At 64.9% G+C, this 16,553-nt stretch carries 15 protein-coding genes; 10 read left to right on the top strand and 5 right to left on the bottom strand.

Annotated features, from left to right (window positions below):
* Together EN781_RS06875 and EN781_RS06870 are read right to left on the bottom strand one after the other, a co-directional pair.
* Window positions 1-1,233: NAD-dependent succinate-semialdehyde dehydrogenase (locus tag EN781_RS06875; protein WP_145965455.1), on the bottom strand; the 1,233-nt coding region annotated here is incomplete at its 3' end.
* 260 nt (window positions 1,234-1,493) lie between these two features.
* Window positions 1,494-1,985: an Lrp/AsnC family transcriptional regulator gene (locus tag EN781_RS06870; RefSeq protein ID WP_126056199.1), complete on the bottom strand. Its 492-nt coding sequence runs from the start codon at window positions 1,983-1,985 to the stop codon at window positions 1,494-1,496.
* An 83-nt stretch (window positions 1,986-2,068) separates the two neighbouring features.
* Between EN781_RS06870 and EN781_RS06865 the strand changes: the two genes are divergently transcribed.
* The 10 genes from EN781_RS06865 to doeB all read left to right on the top strand — a co-directional run bounded on the left by EN781_RS06865 (window position 2,069) and on the right by doeB (window position 11,997).
* Window positions 2,069-3,454 (top strand): PLP-dependent aminotransferase family protein, encoded by a 1,386-nt coding sequence (locus tag EN781_RS06865; protein WP_126056198.1) that lies wholly within the window; start codon window positions 2,069-2,071, stop codon window positions 3,452-3,454.
* 125 nt (window positions 3,455-3,579) lie between these two features.
* Window positions 3,580-4,365, top strand: a complete 786-nt coding sequence (gene ehuA, locus EN781_RS06860; RefSeq protein WP_126056197.1) for an ectoine/hydroxyectoine ABC transporter ATP-binding protein EhuA — start codon at window positions 3,580-3,582, stop codon at window positions 4,363-4,365.
* Window positions 4,366-4,462: 97 nt separating this feature from the next.
* Window positions 4,463-5,314 (top strand): ectoine/hydroxyectoine ABC transporter substrate-binding protein EhuB, encoded by an 852-nt coding sequence (gene ehuB / locus EN781_RS06855; RefSeq protein ID WP_126056196.1) that lies wholly within the window; start codon window positions 4,463-4,465, stop codon window positions 5,312-5,314.
* A 190-nt stretch (window positions 5,315-5,504) separates the two neighbouring features.
* Window positions 5,505-6,164 carry an ectoine/hydroxyectoine ABC transporter permease subunit EhuC gene (gene ehuC, locus EN781_RS06850; protein ID WP_126056195.1) on the top strand — a complete coding sequence of 220 codons (660 nt, stop codon included), beginning with the start codon at window positions 5,505-5,507 and terminating at the stop codon, window positions 6,162-6,164.
* Window positions 6,164-6,823, top strand: coding sequence for an ectoine/hydroxyectoine ABC transporter permease subunit EhuD (gene ehuD / locus EN781_RS06845; RefSeq protein ID WP_126056194.1), 660 nt, complete (start codon window positions 6,164-6,166; stop codon window positions 6,821-6,823). Before ehuC ends, ehuD begins: the two co-directional genes overlap by 1 nt.
* Window positions 6,824-6,828: 5 nt before the next feature.
* Window positions 6,829-7,605, top strand: a complete 777-nt coding sequence (gene eutA, locus EN781_RS06840; protein WP_126056193.1) for an ectoine utilization protein EutA — start codon at window positions 6,829-6,831, stop codon at window positions 7,603-7,605.
* A gap of 183 nt (window positions 7,606-7,788) precedes the next feature.
* On the top strand, window positions 7,789-8,784 hold the full coding sequence (eutB, locus tag EN781_RS06830) for a hydroxyectoine utilization dehydratase EutB (RefSeq protein WP_126056192.1): 996 nt from the start codon (window positions 7,789-7,791) through the stop codon (window positions 8,782-8,784).
* Window positions 8,781-9,773 carry a cyclodeaminase gene (locus EN781_RS06825; protein ID WP_126056191.1) on the top strand — a complete coding sequence of 331 codons (993 nt, stop codon included), beginning with the start codon at window positions 8,781-8,783 and terminating at the stop codon, window positions 9,771-9,773. Before eutB ends, EN781_RS06825 begins: the two co-directional genes overlap by 4 nt.
* Before the next feature lie 38 nt (window positions 9,774-9,811).
* Window positions 9,812-10,990, top strand: coding sequence for an ectoine hydrolase DoeA (gene doeA / locus EN781_RS06820; protein WP_126056190.1), 1,179 nt, complete (start codon window positions 9,812-9,814; stop codon window positions 10,988-10,990).
* 5 nt (window positions 10,991-10,995) lie between these two features.
* Entirely contained in the window at window positions 10,996-11,997 is a 1,002-nt protein-coding gene (gene doeB, locus EN781_RS06815; protein WP_126056189.1) for a N(2)-acetyl-L-2,4-diaminobutanoate deacetylase DoeB, read from the top strand.
* A gap of 87 nt (window positions 11,998-12,084) precedes the next feature.
* Here doeB and EN781_RS06810 read toward each other — a convergent pair whose 3' ends face one another.
* The 3 genes from EN781_RS06810 to EN781_RS06800 all read right to left on the bottom strand — a co-directional run.
* A complete protein-coding gene (locus EN781_RS06810) occupies window positions 12,085-13,704 on the bottom strand; it encodes an AMP-binding protein (protein WP_126056188.1) in 1,620 nt (539 codons plus the stop codon).
* Between the two features lie 154 nt (window positions 13,705-13,858).
* On the bottom strand, window positions 13,859-15,292 hold the full coding sequence (locus tag EN781_RS06805; RefSeq protein WP_127399872.1) for an APC family permease: 1,434 nt from the start codon (window positions 15,290-15,292) through the stop codon (window positions 13,859-13,861).
* A 91-nt stretch (window positions 15,293-15,383) separates the two neighbouring features.
* Window positions 15,384-16,553: LysR substrate-binding domain-containing protein (locus EN781_RS06800; protein ID WP_127399871.1), on the bottom strand; the 1,170-nt coding region annotated here is incomplete at its 5' end.

The raw sequence follows: 16,553 nt of genomic DNA, 5'->3' as shown, positions 1-16,553 counted from the left end.
GAAGGGCGTCACCGCGGCGACCGGGCCGAAGGTTTCGTCGCGCATGATCAGGGCTTCGTCCGGCACGTCGACAAGCAGCGTCGGCTGGTAGAACAGCGGGCCGGCGGCGTGGCGCTTGCCGCCGGCGAGACACCGCGCCCCGCGCGCGAGTGCATCGGCCACCTGCTCCTCCACCTTCTTGACGGCGCGCTCATGCATCAGCGGACCGATATCGGCGTCGCCAGAAAGCCCATTGCCGGTGCGGAGCCGCTCGATGCGGTGGGCGAACGCGGCGCAGAAGCGGTCATAGAGCGGCCGCTGCACATAGATCCGGTTGGCGGCCAGGCAATCCTGGCCGGAGGTGGCGAATTTGGCGTCGAGCGCGATCGCAACCGCTTTGTCGATATCGGCGTCGTCGAACACGATCAGCGGTGCATGGCCGCCGAGCTCCATGATCAGTCGCTTCATGGTCGGCGCACTTTGCGCGGCGATCAGCCGGCCGATTTCGGTCGAGCCGGTGAAGCTCATGGCGCGCACGCGGACATCTTCGCACATCCGCCCGACGATTGCGCGGGCATTGCCGGTGACGACGTTGAAGACACCGGCGGGAAGACCGGCGCGCTCGCCGAGTTCGGCCAGCGCCAGCGCCGACAGCGGCGTTTCTGAGGAGGGGTGCGCGACGATGGTGCAGCCGGCGGCAAGGGCGGCGGCCGCCTTGCGGGTGAGCATAGCCGATGGAAAATTCCACGGTGTGACGACGCCGACGACGCCGAGCGGCTCGCGCCGGACCATCATCTCGGCGCCCGGCAGATGGCTGGTGACGTTTTCGGCGTTGAGGCGTTTAGCTTCCTCGGCGTACCACTCGACGAAGGAGGCGGCATAGTCGATCTCGCCGAGCGACTCCTTCAGCGGCTTGCCTTGTTCGAGCGTCATAAGCAGCGCCAGATCCTCTTTGGCGGCAATGATCAGCTCGAACCATTTTCGCAAAATCTTCGAGCGCTCCTGCGGTAGCAATGCCCGCCAGGCGGGAAAGGCGCGGGACGCGGCATCGATCGCCTCTGTCGTCTGCCCGGAATCTAGCGCGGCAATGAAGGCGATGGTGGCGCCGGTCGCGGGATCGGTCACCTCGAAACTTTCCGCCGCCTCGCTCGCCGTCCAATGGCCGTCGACATAGGCGAGCGCACGCAGCAGCCGACGGTCGGCAAGCCGGTCGAGCGCTTCATGGCGGTTCGTGCAAGCAAGATGCGCGGACATCGATCAGGTCTCCGGGTGCCAAGGCGATGTGGAGAAACTAGCCCCGTGGCCGAGACAGAGAGGCTGTTTCGGCAGCCGCAGGTAGAGAGATTGTCTCTATTCGCCGGGAGAGCAGGGCGATCTCTCTAGCCACCGCAACTGAGACAGAGGCCCTCACCCGGATTGCCAACCGAATTGCGAGGGCAATCGGGGCAATCCGACCTCTCCCCTCGGGGAGAAGGTGGCCGCGAAGCGGCGGATGAGGGGGCCTTGCTGAGCCCTCACCCTTGCCCCGGCAACAAATCCGCCACCGGCAGCACGGTCCCCTCCTTCACTGTCTTGGTGACGATGTAGGTGAAGTAGCGGTCGATTCCGATCTCGCGCTCAAGCAGGGCGTCGACCAGTCGCTGATAGGCATCGATGTCGCGCGCCATCACCTTCAGCACGTAGTCAACGCCGCCGCCGACCGACCAGCAGGCAACGATCTCGGGGATGTCGCGGATGACGCGCTCGAAGCGGTCAAAATCGGCCTGGCGGTGGCTGGCTAGCGTCACCTCCATCAGCACGGTCGCCACCGGCGCGATCGTGCGCATGGCGATCGAGGCATGGTAGCCGGCCACGATGCCGGCCTTTTCCAGCTTGCGCAGCCGCATCCAGCAGGGCGTCGGCGACAGGCCGACCTTGTCGGCCAGGGCCAGCTTGGTGATGCGCCCGTCGCGCTGGATGGCGTCGAGGATTTTGAGGTCGATCGGATCGAGTTTCGCTGCGGCCATCGGCGTCCACCTTTTGCTGCCCGCCACCATGGCGGCGCATGATTTCGATTGTCAATTGCACTGATTTCGATCTCTAATAAGTCATGACATTGTGGCAGCCAGATCCCGCCCTCATCCGCCGCCCGGCCTATCAGTCGCTCGCCGACCAGTTTGCCCGCGCCATCCATGACGGGCGCCTCGCCAATGGCGCCCGTCTGCCGACGCATCGCCGGCTGGCCGAAGACCTGAATTTGTCAGTGCAAACGGTGAGCCGCGCCTATGAGGAGCTGATTCGGCGCGGCCTTATCTCCGGCGAGATCGGCCGCGGCAGCTTCGTCCAGACGCAACGCCGCGAGGAGGAGCCGCCCTACATTCCCGAGCGACTGGGCGAGGTCATCGACCTCTCGATCCTCAAGCCGGTCTGCGAGCCGATGCACCTGGAGCGGCTGAAGCAGGCGCTGGGCTGGCTCGCCGAAAACCTGCCGGCGAGCTCGGCGCTGTCCTTCCGCCCGAACATGGTCTTTCCGCGCCACCGCGCCGTGGCGGTCGAGTGGCTGCGCCTCTGCGGCCTCGACGCCTCGCCGCAGAACGTCAGCCTGACCAACGGCGCCACCGCCGGCATGACAGTGGCGCTGATGAGCGTGGCGCCGCCCGGCTCGACGGTCGCCACCGAGGCCATTGGCCACCATACGCTGGTGCCGCTCGCGCGCTATCTCGGCTTCAACCTCGAAGGCCTGCCGATCGACGGCAACGGCCTCATCCCGGAAGCGCTCGACGAGGCCTGCCGCCTTTCCGACATCCGCGCCGTCTTCGTGCAGCCCTCGGTCATCAACCCGACGGCGACGCTGATGGACGCCAGGCGGCGCGAGGAGATTGCGGCCGTGGCGCGCAAGCACGACATCGCCATCATCGAGAACGACGTGCTGGGGCCGCTGGTCGAGGACCGGCCGCCGCCGGTAGCCGCCTTTGCGCCCGAGCGCACGCTCTATGTCACCTCCTTCACCAAGATCACCGTGCCCGGGCTGCGGATCGGTTACCTGGCCGCGCCAGACCGCTATGTCGCGGCGGTGGCCAATCGCCACCTCGTCTCGAACTGGATGGCGACGCCGATGGTGGCCGAGATCGCCACGCGCTGGGTCACCGACGGGACGGCGATGGAGCTCGTCCGCTGGCAGCGCTCGGCGCTCAGGCGGCGCCAGGACATCGCTTCGCAAGTGCTGGCCGGCATCGACTACCGCGTCCAGCGCGACGGGCTGCATCTGTGGCTCGAGCTTCCCGGCGACCGCGCCGAGGAGAGCTTTGTCTCGCAGGCCCGCCTGCGCGGCGTGGCGATCGCACCCGGCACCTCCTTCCGCATCGCCGAGTCACCCTGGCATCCGGCCGTGCGCATTTCTCTCGGCTCTACAACCGAAGGGGAACTGCGCGCGGGCCTGAGCGTTGTCGCCAAGCTCCTGCTTGGCGATGCGGAGCATCTGCTGCTCGCCATCTGATGCGCGAATTGCCCTGATTTTGTGCCGTGCCGGAAATATTGTCATGATATTATTTTCCTAATTGACATGATTTGGCGCGTTCCGCATCGTTAAGGGCATAGGCTTCTCCAGAACGGGGAAATTGATTGCCCGCACCCATCATCAAGGTTGACGCCATTTCGAAAAGCTTCGGTGCCTTCAAGGTGCTGGACGGCCTGTCGATGCAGGTCATGCCGGGTGAGAAGCTGGCGCTGATCGGTCCGTCCGGCTCCGGCAAGACGACGATCCTGCGCATCCTGATGACGCTGGAGAAGATCGATGGCGGCCACATCCAGATCGACGGCGAGCAGCTCTACCACATGGAGCGCAACGGCCAGCTACTGCCGGCAGATGAGCGGCACCTCGCAAAAATGCGCCAGAAGATCGGCATGGTCTTCCAGTTGTTCAATCTGTTTCCGCACAAATGCGTCATGGACAACGTCACCCTGGCGCCGATGCTGACCAAGGGCGTCGCTCGCGCCGCCGCCGAGAAGCGGGCGATGGAACTGCTCGACATGGTCGGCATGGCCGACAAGGCCAAGAGCATGCCGGCGCAGCTTTCAGGCGGCCAGAAGCAGCGCGTGGCGATCGCCCGCGCGCTGGCTTTGTCGCCGAAGATCATGCTGTTCGACGAGGTCACCTCGGCGCTCGATCCGGAACTGGTCGAGGAGGTGCTCAACGTCATGCGCAAGCTCGCCGCCGAGACCGACATGACGATGCTGCTCGTCACCCACGAAATGGGCTTTGCCCACGACTTCGCCGACCGGGTGCTGTTCTTCGACCGCGGCCGCATCGTCGAGGAAGGCAAGCCCGATGAGATTTTCCGCCACCCGAAACAGGAGCGCACGCAGGGCTTCCTGAAGAAGATCATCGCGGCCGGACATCGCGTCTGACCAACGGGGAAAAAGCCGTCCCCAAGGCGAAGAAGCCGTCCGCGGAACCTGAGCGCCTAAACCGAACAACCAAGACAACAACAAGGAGTTGGGAACGATGAAGAAACTTGCCATTCTGGCCGGCGTCGCCGGCCTCGCGGCGACAACGATGCTGCTGGCCTCCGGCGCGCGTTCGGCCGACGACGCCAAGCTCGAGCAATTGAAGGGGCAGGGCTTCGCCCGCGTCGCCATCGCCAACGAGCCGCCCTACACGGCTGTCGCCGCCGACGGCAAGGTCTCGGGCGCCGCGCCGGATGTGGCGCGCGAGATATTCAAGCGCCTCGGCGTCAACGACATCGTCGCCTCGATCTCCGAATATGGCGCCATGATCCCGGGTTTGCAGGCTGGCCGTTTCGACGTCGTCACCGCCGGCCTGTTCATGAAGCCGGAGCGTTGCGCGGCGGTCGCCTATTCCGAGCCGGTGCTGTGCGACGCCGAGGCAATGCTGGTGAAGAAGGGCAATCCGAAGGGCTTCAAGAGCTATGAGGACGTCGCCAAGGACTCGTCCGCCACCATCGGCGCCCCGGGCGGCGGCACCGAGGAAAAGCTGGCGCTCAATGCCGGTGTGCCGCGCGAGCGCGTCATCGTCGTGCCGGACGGCCAGAGCGGCCTGAAGATGCTGCAGGACGGCCGCATCGACGCCTATTCGCTGCCCGTGCTGTCGATCAATGACCTGGTCAAGAAGGCCAATGATCCGAACCTCGAAGTCATCGCTCCGGTGCTGGGCGCGCCGGTCTATTGCGACGGCGCAGCCTTCAAGAAAGGCGACGAGGCGCTGCGCGATGCCTACGATGTCGAACTCGCCAAGCTGAAGAAGTCCGGCGAGTTCGCCAAGATCATTGAGCCCTACGGCTTCTCGGCCGCCGCCGCGATGTCGACGACGCGCGAAAAGCTCTGCGCGGCGAAGTAGGGCGCTTTCTTCCTTCTCTCGTTCACGGGGAGAAGGTGTCATGAAGTGACGGATGAGGGGCAGCGCCAAGGTATCAGAAGGCGGCTCTGCCCCTCATCTGCCTGCCGGCATCTTCTCCCCGTGAACGGGGAGAAGGGGCTGTCGCGGCTGCCCCGCATAACCGCAAACGACAGGAAGTCCTAAACGCAAAATGACCCAGTGGTCCGGCTATCTCGGCCTGATATTGCAGGGAGCGCTTGTCACCATCGAGCTGACGCTGATGGGGTCGGTGCTTGCGCTGATCATGGCCTTCCTGGCCGGCATGGGGCGGCTGTCGCGCTTCTTCGTGCTGCGCGCGCTGGCCACCGCCTATATCGAGTTCTTCCGCGGCACCTCGATCTTCGTGCAGCTGTTCTGGGCCTATTTCGTCCTGCCCCTTGCCGGCATTTCTCTGACGCCTTTGCAGGCCGGCGTGCTGGCGCTGGGCCTGAATGTCGGCGCCTATGCGGCGGAAGTGGTGCGCGGCGCCATCCAGTCGGTCGGCCGCGAGCAGTACGAAGCCTGCACCGCGCTCAACCTCGGCCGCTGGCAAGGCATGCGCCATGTCATCCTGCCGCAGGCGCTGCTGGTCATGCTCCCGACCTTCGGCAACAACGCCATCGAACTGCTCAAGGCGACCTCCGTCGTCTCGCTTATCTCGCTCGCCGACCTCACCTTCCAGGCGCAGGTGGTGCGCTCGCAGACCGGCAACACGCTGATGCCGTTCACCACCATCTTGATCATCTATTTCGTGCTGGCGCTCGCCATCTCCTGGGGCGTGCGCTCGCTGGAACGCCGCATGGCGCGCGGCATCGACGGAGTGCGCGTCTGATGGATTGGGACTGGAACTTCGTCAGGGAGATCCTGCCGACTCTGATCCAGGGGGTGAAGATTACCATCCTGGCGACGCTGCTCGGCTCGGTGCTGGCGGCGATGGTCGGACTGGCCATCGCGCTGGCGCGGCGCTCGCCGAACCGGGCCGTGTCGCGCACCGTCGGCTTCCTCGCCGAATTCATCCGCGGCACACCGCTGCTGGTGCAGCTCTATTTCATCTTCTACGTGCTTCCCGACTTCGGCATCCTGCTGCCGCCGCTGGTGGCCGGCGTCATCGGGCTCGGCCTGCACTACGGCACCTATACGGCGGAGGTCTACCGCGCCGGCATCGACAACGTCCCGCGCGGCCAGTGGGAAGCGGCCAAGGCCTGCAATCTCGGCGCCGGCCAGACCTGGACGCACATCATCCTGCCGCAGGCCATCCCGCCGATGATCCCGGCCTTGGCCAATTACTTCATCGCCATGTTCAAGGAGACGCCGCTGCTCTCGGCGATCACCGTGCTGGAGCTGATGAACCAGGCCAAGAGCGTCGCCAACACCTATTACCGCTACGTCGAGCCAATGACGCTGGTTGGCGCCTTCTTCCTGATCATCAGCCTTTTCTCGGTCGTGCTGCTGCGCTGGCTGGAACATCGCTACGGCAAGATCGAAAGGTAGTCTTGATGAAACCGCTGCCCGAAATCAGGCTGTTGCCGACAAGGCCGGCCCTCGATGCGCGCCCGCTGGCAAAGCGCGTCGGCCTGATCATCCTTGCCACCGACCACACCAGCGAGCCGGATTTCCATCGCATGGTGGCGAGCGAGCGGATCGGCGTCTACGTCGCCCGCATCCCCTACAAGAACCCGACCACGCCGGAGAACCTGCGCAGGATGCAGCCGGAGCTGGAGGCCGCCGCCGCGCTCATCCTGCCGGACGAGCCGCTCGACGCCGTCTGCTATTCCTGCACCTCGGCCTCGGTGGTGATCGGCGACGCCGAGATCGAGGCGGCGATCCGGGCCGCCAGGCCCGGCGTTGCCGTGGTGACGCCGCCGATGGCCGGTGTGCGCGGGCTGAAGGCGCTGGGCGCGAAACGGATCAGCATGCTCACCCCCTACACGGTCGAGACCAGCCGGCCGATGGCGGCCTATTTCGCCGGGCGCGGCTTCGAGATCGTGAGCTTCACCTGCCTCGGCTTCGAGGACGACCGCGAGATGGCGCGCATCCCGCCGGCCGCGCTTGTCGAACTGGCCGGCAAGGCAACCGATGCCGAGGCTGACGCGCTGTTCGTGTCCTGCACTGCGCTGCGCTCGGCGCTCGCGGTCGCCGGCATGGAACGGGCGATCGGCCGCCCGGTCGTCACCAGCAACCAGGCCAGCGCCTGGAATTGCCTCAGACTGTGCGGCGACGCCACGGCGCGGCCTCAGTTCGGCCGGCTGATGACGAAGTCGCTGGTGCAGTAAGATGATGTCCCGCATTCACGAGCGACCCCCTCTGGCCTGCCGGCCATCTCCCCCTCAAGGGGGGAGATCAACTGCGGCCCGGCTTTCGCCAATCGCTGAAGTCACAGGAAGAGCGCCAGCGCCAAAGCTGCTTATCTCCCCCCTTGAGGGGGAGATGGCCGGCAGGCCAGAAGGGGTCGCCCGATGACGAGCGCCACCACCCTCGCCGACATCCGCGCCGCCCGAGAGCGAATCGCCGGCAAGGTCGAGCGCACGCCAACCGTGCAGTCGCAAAGCCTTACGGATCGCGTCGGCCAACCCATCCACCTCAAGCTCGAGCACCATCAGACCACTGGCGCCTTCAAATTGCGCGGCGCCTCGAACGCGATCGCTTCACTAAGCCCTGAGGATAAGACGCGCGGTGTGGTCGCCGCCTCAACCGGCAATCATGGCCGGGCGCTCGCGCATGCGGCGAGGCTCGAAGCCATCCGCGCGGTGATCTGCATGTCGCGGCTGGTGCCCGAGAACAAGCTCGACGCGATCCGCCGCCTCGGCGCCGAGATACGCATCGTCGGCAACAGCCAGGACGATGCGCAAACCGAGGTCGACAGGCTGGTCGCCGAACAAGGCCTGGTCATGCTGCCGCCCTTCGACCACGCCGACATCATCGCCGGCCAGGGCACGCTCGGTCTGGAGATCATCGAGCAGGTTCCGGACGCCGCAAGCGTGCTGGTGCCGCTGTCTGGCGGCGGGCTGGCTTCGGGCGTCGCCGCCGCCGTCAAGGGGGTCAGCCCCGGCTCCAAGGTCATCGGGGTGTCGATGGCGCGGGGCGCGGCGATGAAGGCGAGCCTCGACGCCGGCCGTCCCGTCGAGGTCGAGGAACTGCCGACGCTGGCGGATTCGCTCGGCGGCGGCATCGGGCTCGACAACCGGCTGACCTTTGGAATGTGCCGCAACCTGCTCGACGATGTTATCCTGCTCTCCGAGGACGAGATCGCCACCGGCATCCGTCATGCCTATGAGCAGGAGCGCGAAATCGTCGAAGGCGCCGGTGCCGTCGGCATCGCAGCGCTGCTTGCCGGCAAGGTCAAGACGGCCGGGCCTGCCGTGCTCATCCTTTCCGGCCGCAACATCGACATGGCGCTGCACAGGAAGATCGTCTGCGGCGAGGCGCCATCAACCGTGGAGCGTGCCGCATGAGCCGGATGATGATCCTCACCGAGGCCGAACTGCGCAACATTGTGACCCTGGATCTCGATACCGCCGCCTGCGTCGAGAACGCCTTCCGCGCGCTTGCCACCCTGCCGGTGGCGATGCCGCCGATCCTGCGTCTCGACATTCCCGAACATCACGGCGAGGTCGACGTTAAGTCCGCCTATGTGCCCGGCATCGACGGCTTCGCCGTCAAGATCAGCTCCGGCTTCTTCGACAATCCGAAGCTCGGCCTGCCGAGCGGCGGCGGCATGATGGTGTTGCTCTCGGCGAAAACCGGAGTGGTCGAGGCGCTGCTGCTCGACAATGGCTATCTGACGGACATCCGCACCGCCGCCGCAGGCGCGGTCGCGGCCAAGCATCTATCGCGCGAAGACTCTACCGTGGCGGCGATCTTCGGCGCTGGTTTGCAGGCCGGGCTGCAGCTCGAGGCGCTGCGCCTGGTGCGGCCAATCGAGGAGGCCCGCATCTGGGCGCGCGATGCCGCCAAGGCCGAGGTGGCCGCCGCCAGCCTGCGCGAGAAGCTCGGCATCCTGGTGCGCGCCGAACCGGACGCGGCGAAGGCGGCAGCCGGCGCCGACATCATCGTCACAACGACGCCATCGACCGAGCCGCTGATCAAGGCCGGCTTCGTCGTGGCCGGCCAGCACATCACCGCCATGGGCTCGGATGCCGAGCACAAGAACGAGATCGCGCCGGCGATCCTGCGCATGGCCGATCTCTATGTTGCCGACAGCGCCAGGCAAACCAAACGGCTCGGCGAACTGCATCATGCCATCGCGACAGGGGTGATGACGGCCGACGCCGATGTGACCGAACTCGGCCAGATCATCGCCGGCGACAAGCACGGCCGGCGCTCGGACAGCGACATCACCATCGCCGACCTCACCGGCACCGGCGTGCAGGACACGGCGATCGCCACCTTGGCCCGTGACCGCGCCCAAGCGGCCAATGCCGGCACCATTTTCGAAAGCTGATACCGGCCGCCAGGCCCAACAAACGAGGATCAAGAACAATGCAGCCGAACCTTAAATTCACGCGCGGCGAATATGCGGATCGCCTCGCCAAGACAAGGCAAGCCATGGCGGCCAAGGGGGTCGATCTGCTGATCGTCAGCGATCCCTCCAACATGGCCTGGCTGACGGGTTACGACGGCTGGTCGTTCTATGTCCACCAGGCGGTCATCGTGCCGCCTTCGGGCGAGCCGGTCTGGTATGGCCGCGGCCAGGACGCCAATGGCGCCAAGCGTACCGCCTACCTCGCTCACGACAACATCATCGGCTACGCCGACCACTATGTGCAGTCGACCGAGCGCCACCCGATGGACTTCTTGTCCAGCGTGCTTTCCGATCGCGGCTGGGGCAAGCTGACCATCGGCGTCGAGATGGACAATTACTGGTTCTCGGCCGCCGCCTTCGCCGCCCTGCAGAAGCATCTGCCCAACGCCCGCTTCGTCGATGCGACAGCGCTGGTCAACTGGCAGCGCGCGGTAAAGAGCCCGACCGAGATCGACTACATGCGCAGGGCCGCCCGCATCGTCGAGGCCATGCACCAGCGCATCGTCGACAGAATAGAGGTCGGCATGCGCAAATGCGATCTGGTCGCCGAGATCTACGATGCCGGCACCCGCGGCGTCGATGGGATCGGCGGCGACTATCCGGCGATCGTGCCGCTGCTGCCGTCGGGCGCCGACGCCTCGGCGCCGCATCTGACCTGGGACGACCGGCCGATGAAGGCCAGCGAGGGCACCTTCTTCGAGATCGCCGGCTGCTACAACCGCTACCATTGTCCGCTGTCGCGCACCGTCTTCCTCGGCAAGCCGACGCAGGCCTTCCTCGATGCCGAGAAGGCGACGCTGGAAGGCATGGAGGCAGGCCTTGCCGCCGCAAAGCCGGGCAACACCTGCGAAGACATCGCCAATGCCTTTTTCGCCGTCTTGAAGAAGTACGGCATCGTCAAGGACAACCGAACCGGCTACCCGATCGGCATCTCCTATCCGCCGGACTGGGGCGAGCGCACCATGAGCCTGCGCCCCGGCGACCGCACCGAGCTCCAGCCCGGCATGACCTTCCATTTCATGACCGGCCTATGGCTGGAGACGATGGGGCTAGAGATCACCGAATCCATCCTGATCACCGAGACCGGCGTCGAGTGCCTGGCCAATGTGCCGCGCAAGCTGGTCGCGAAGGATTGATCCCGATGCCGGCCTTGCGTCCCTCACCGATCGCCCCGACCGTCGATTTCGACAAGGACGGCGTCCAGCACGGCTTCCTGCGCCTGCCCTACAGCCGCGACGATTCCGCCTGGGGCTCGGTGATGATCCCGGTCTGTGTCATCCGCAACGGCAAGGGACCGACGGCGCTTCTCACCGGCGGCAATCACGGCGACGAGTATGAGGGGCCGCTGGCGCTCTACGATCTTGCCCGCACGCTCGATCCGAAGGACGTCGCCGGTACCGTGATCATCGTGCCGGCAATGAACTATCCGGCCTTCCGCGCCGGCACGCGGACTTCGCCGATCGACAAGGGCAACATGAACCGTAGCTTCCCTGGCCGGCCCGATGGCACGGTGACGGAGAAGATCGCCGACTATTTTCAACGCGATCTGCTTCCCCGCGCGGACATCGTCTTCGATTTCCACTCGGGCGGCAAGACGCTCGACTTCGTGCCGTTCTGCGCCGCCCACACGCTTCCCGACAAGGCGCAGGAGGAGAAGGCTTTCGCGGCCGTCGAGGCCTTTTCCGCGCCCTTCTCGATGCGCATGACGGAGATCGATGCGGTCGGCATGTACGATACGGCCGCCGAGGCGATGGGCAAGGTGTTCGTCACCACCGAGCTCGGCGGCGGCGGCACGTCTCGCGCCGAAACCGTGCGCATCGCGCGTCGGGGTGTGGTCAATGTGCTTCGCCATGCCGGTATCGTCGATGGTGCGGTCGAGAAGACTCAAACACAATGGCTCGATATGCCGTCCGGCGATTGCTTTGCCTTTGCCGAAGACGACGGCATGATCGAGACCATGGTCGATCTCGGGGAGACGGTTGAAGAGGGTCAGGTCGTGGCGCGCGTTCATTCAACCGGCCGCACCGGCAACGCGCCCCGGGAAATCAAGGCGAGACTGTCGGGCCTGCTGGCCGCACGTCACTTTCCGGGCTTGGTCAAAGCGGGGGACTGTGCCGCTGTGATTGGCGTTTTGGTCCCGTGACCTTGTCGCAGGGGGCTTTGGCGTACCAAGGCGCGCAAATCGGCAAAGCCTCTACGAACACCGCATCGCATGCATCATCCTTGCCGACTATTGTTTTACCTTCAACCTGAACCGCTGGATCTTACCGGTCTGGGTCTTGGGAAGCGCGTCGGTGAACTTGATCGATCGCGGATATTTATAAGGGGCGATGGTGGCTTTGACATGGTCCTGCAGGAGCTTTCGTTCCAGTTCGCCAGGCTCGATCCCATCGCTCAGGACGACATGTGCCTCGACGATCTGCCCCCGATCCACGTCCGGTATGCCGATGACCGCGCATTCCCTGACATCGGGGTGACAAAGCAACGCCGCCTCAACTTCGGGACCCGCGATGTTGTAGCCAGCGGAGACTATCATGTCGTCCGATCGGGCGGCGAAATGGAAATAGCCGTCTTCGTCCTGGATGAATGAATCTCCGGTCAGGTTCCAGCCGTCGCGCACATAGTCCTTCTGCCGGGGATCATTCAGGTACCGGCATCCCGTCGGGCCACGGACGGCAAGCCGGCCGACCTCGCCACGCGGCAACTCGTTCATATCGGCATCGACGATCCGGGCCTCGTAGCCGGCAACCGGATGCCCGGTCCTGCCCGGCGCGAGATCGTCCAGCCGGTTGGAAATGAAGATATGCAGCATCTCGGTTGCGCCGATGCCGTCCACAATCGGCTTACCGGTCCGTTGCACCCAGGCCTCGAACACCGGCGCGGGAAGGGTTTCACCGGCAGAGACCGCGATCCGCAGCGACGAAAGATTGGCCCCTTCATCGAGCGCGGCGATCATCGCCCTGTAGGCCGTCGGAGCCGTGAATACGATGGTCGCGCCATATTTCTCGATGATCTCGATCATGTTGGCCGGAGAGGCGTGCTCCAGCAGCGTCGCCGTGGCGCCGAAGCGGAGCGGGAAAATGGCAAGTCCGCCAAGGCCGAAGGTGAAGGCGATCGGCGGCGAGCCGACGAAAATGTCCTCGGTCGTGACCTGCAGCACGTCGCGCGCATAACCGTCGGCGATGATCAGCAGGTCCCGATGAAAATGCATCGTCGCCTTCGGCGAGCCGGTGGTGCCCGAGGTGAACCCAAGCAGGGCCACGTCGTCGCGGCCGGTCTCCACCGCATCGAAGACGACCGGCTTGTCGAGCGCCGCGCGGTCGAGTTCTGCGTCGTGATTGGCCGTGCCATCGAAGCCGACGACCTGCTTGAGGAAGCGGCTGTCCTTGGCGCAAGCCACCATCTCGTCCATCAGCCGCGTATCGCATAACGCAAGCGTGATCTCGGCCTTGTCCACGATCTGTGACAGTTCGCCTGATCGCAGCATCGGCATGGTGTTGACCACGACCGCGCCTGCCTTGGTGGCGGCCAGCCAGCACGCCACCATTGCCGGGTTGTTGGCTGAGCGGATCAGTACGCGGTTGCCCGGCCGCAGGCCGTAGTTCTCTACGAGCGCGTGCGCCAGGCGGTTGGTCCAGTCGGACAGTTCCTTGTAGGTCCTGCGGCGACCGTTGCCGATCAGCGCGACATGATCACCGAAGCCGCGCTCGACCTGCCGATCGGTAAGCTCGACCGCGGCATTCAGATGCTCCGGATAGTCGAACCCATCGAGCGGAAGGTCCGGCCATTGATCGCCGGGCGGAAGATTGTCACGCGCGAACGTATCGACATGTGCAGACCGACCAAGCATTCGCAAACCTCCACCCGTCGTGAAATGTGCAATGGAAACGACCAGCCGACGGTGGCACAGGAGTCCAGTTGTTTAAAGCTTAAAATGTTTGGCGCTGATATCACTTCCGTTTGCTGGCGGAAGCGCGACCACGCACGCTTCCGCATAGGCAATATCAGGCCTGATTTTCACCCATGCGGGCGAAGCGGGCCGGATCTGCCCTCTCCAGTCGCAGCGACAGCCCATATCCGACCACGGCGGCGGCCGGGATCAATGCCGGCAGGATGAGCCCGAGCGCGCCGCCGGTGGTGCCGGTGAGGTCGCCAAAATGCAGGAAGATGTAGACGAACAGGGCCGCCATGATCAGCCCCGACAAGGCAGGCAGGACCACAGTCGACAGCGCCGGCGCGCCAGCCTGCTTGTTGCGGAAGAAGACGATCACCGAAAGCCAGGTGACGGTCATCATGCCGAGCACGCCGAGCGTGCCGACCTGGCTGATCCAGGTGAACATGTTGAGCACCGGATCGAGCCCGAGGCCGGCAAAGATCGCCAGCACGATCAGGGCGCCGATCGTCTGCACGACCGAACCGATGTGGGGGCTCTGGTGATCTGCATGGGTGCGCCCGAAGGCGGCGGGCAACAGGCCTTCGCGTCCTGCCACGTAGCTGTATCGGGCGATGTAGTTGTGGAAGGCCGACAACGCGGCAAAGAGGCTCGATACGAGCAAGATGCCGGCAATCGTCGGTATCGGCCCGCCGACATAGCGCCCGGCCAGATCGAAGAAGAGCGCTGAAGGATCGCCATAGCCCTGGATGGTCGGGACCAGTTTGTCGGCACCTATGCCAACGATCATCAGCCAGGTGGTGAACACGAAGAATATGCCGATCATCAGCACCGAAAGATAAGTGGCGCGCGGAATGGTGCTTTCCGGGTCTCGGGCTTCCTCGGCATAGATCGTGGTTGCTTCGAAGCCGATGAAGGAGCCCAGGCAAAACAGGATCGCAGCGGTCAGCGAACCCGAAAACATCGCATTCGGGTCGAAGATATTCAGCGCCAGCCCATTGGCGCCGCCCTTGCCGAGAATTGCAAAGTCGACAATCAGGACAATCAGATATTCGAGCGCGACGGCAACGACCAGGACCTTTGCCGACAGATCAACCTGACGGTAGCCCAAAATGGCGACCAGGACGACGGCGATCAGGCTCCATCCCCACCAGGGCAGGACCAGTCCGAGCTCGCTGAAGACACCGGAGGCGATGCCACCCAGCAGACCGATCAGTCCGAACTGCATGGCGTTGTAGGCGACCAGCGCGACGACCGCCACGGCGCCGGCGGAGCGCCCGCCGAGACCGCGCGCGGCATAGGCGTAGAAGGCGCCGGCATTCGTGACATGCCGCGACATGGCCACGTAACCGGCCGAAAAGGCGAGCATCACCAGCGTCACGAAAATGAAGGTCGCTGGAATACCGGCGCCATTGCCAAGCATGAACGCCAGCGGCATCGCGCCGGCTACGCCGGTCAGCGGAGCCGCCGCCGAGATCACCATGAAGGTCACGGCGATCAGGCCTAGCGAATTCCTGCGAAGTTGATTGCTTCCTGCGGTACTCATTTCTGTCGTTCTCCCTCTCTGTTCCCCATGGCCGATTGACCGGTCCATTGTTTGTTGGTGTCTGTTACGGCTCGGCCGTTTCGTCCGGCCGTCATCCCCCTCCGTTGGCGGCATGCCCGAAGGACCCCCGGCATTTGGCCAGAAACTGCCCGACCCATTCGCTGCGGCCGTTGCCGCGTGGCGTAATCGCCACGACCGCTCCTTCCGGGAAGTCCTCGTCCAGCGGTATGGCGAGGATCTCCTTGCCGTCGGGCGCGGTCCTGGCCTGCGGCGCCTGCGGGACGATCGAATACCCAAGACCCTGCGCGACCAGGCCGCGCACCATGGCGAAGGAAGGCGACTGGAAGCGGATGTGCGGCTGCAGCCCGCCGCGCTTGAACAGGGTGTCCGTGGCCGAGCGCACCGAGGGATAATCCAGCAGGATCATGGGCAGATCAGCCAAATCGCTGAGCCGCAGACTGAATCTGCCGGCCAGCGCGTGGGTGGCGTTCAACAGCACATGCGGAGCCGGAGGGCAGACAAGTTCGGCATCGAGGTCAGGTTCGTTCACCGCCCCGAAAGTGATCGCTGCCTCAATCCTGCCGGCGCGCATCTGCTCGATGAGATCGTCATGGTCGGCTTCCAGAAGGCGGATGTCGACATCCGGCTGCTGGCTGGCGAAGCCGGCGACGAAACCCGGCACGAATTGCGGTCCAAGCGTGATAAAGAAGCCGATGCTGAGATGGTTCTCCGGGTGTGGCGGCCGATGGTCATCCGGCGCGATCGGGATGGCGCGCCGATAGCCGCGATTGCCATAGACCAGCGGCGAGCGCTGCGCCGAAAGGTCGATGGTCCCGGCCTCGCCGATAAAGAGGAAATGGGTTCCCCACATCAGCGCCGTCTTGAGTTCGCAGTCGAGGGAAACGACGGCGCCATCGATGATCGGCGCGCCAGTCACGCCGGGATGCCAGGCGATCGCGTCGAACCGGTCCTGGTTCAAATGCTTGAGGCGGCCGGAGAAGAGATCCGAGACGAAACTCTGGTTGCCGCTGAGCACATTGGCGCAGAACCGCCTGTTCTTCTTGATCGCCTCGCATGCCGGGCTGAGGTGATGGACGCTGATCAGCAATGAAGGCCGGCTGGTATCGGCGGACACTGACGTCATCGATGAAACGATCACACCGAAACGACCTGCCTCGCCGTCCGTGGTCACCACGGTGACGGCGGCGGCCACGCGGCTCATGCCTTCGATGAAACGGGCGCGCAGATCGGTATCCATGGT

Source organism: Mesorhizobium sp. M4A.F.Ca.ET.090.04.2.1, assembly GCF_003999085.1.
Taxonomy (GTDB): Bacteria; Pseudomonadota; Alphaproteobacteria; order Rhizobiales; family Rhizobiaceae; genus Mesorhizobium.
The sequence above is the reverse complement of the archived record's forward strand: the minus strand, read 5'-3'. Positions and strand labels throughout refer to the sequence as shown.